This window comes from Neobacillus niacini (genome assembly GCF_023715415.1).
Classification (GTDB): domain Bacteria; phylum Bacillota; class Bacilli; order Bacillales; family Cytobacillaceae; genus Neobacillus; species Neobacillus niacini_C.
The window spans coordinates 1-257 of sequence record NZ_JAMBOB010000086.1 but is presented as its reverse complement, the minus strand read 5'-3'; the positions used below and the strand labels follow the sequence as shown (position 1 = coordinate 257).

Annotated in this window: 1 rRNA gene; it reads left to right on the top strand. The window is 52.5% G+C overall.

Annotated features, from left to right (window positions below):
* Window positions 1-257, top strand: a 16S ribosomal RNA gene (locus M3189_RS26685); the annotation flags it as partial.

Sequence of the window (257 nt, the reverse complement as noted above, 5' to 3'; positions counted from 1 at the left end):
TGAAACTCAAAGGAATTGACGGGGGCCCGCACAAGCGGTGGAGCATGTGGTTTAATTCGAAGCAACGCGAAGAACCTTACCAGGTCTTGACATCCTCTGACACTCCTAGAGATAGGACGTTCCCCTTTGCGGGGACAGAGTGACAGGTGGTGCATGGTTGTCGTCAGCTCGTGTCGTGAGATGTTGGGTTAAGTCCCGCAACGAGCGCAACCCTTGTTCTTAGTTGCCAGCATTTAGTTGGGCACTCTAAGGAGACT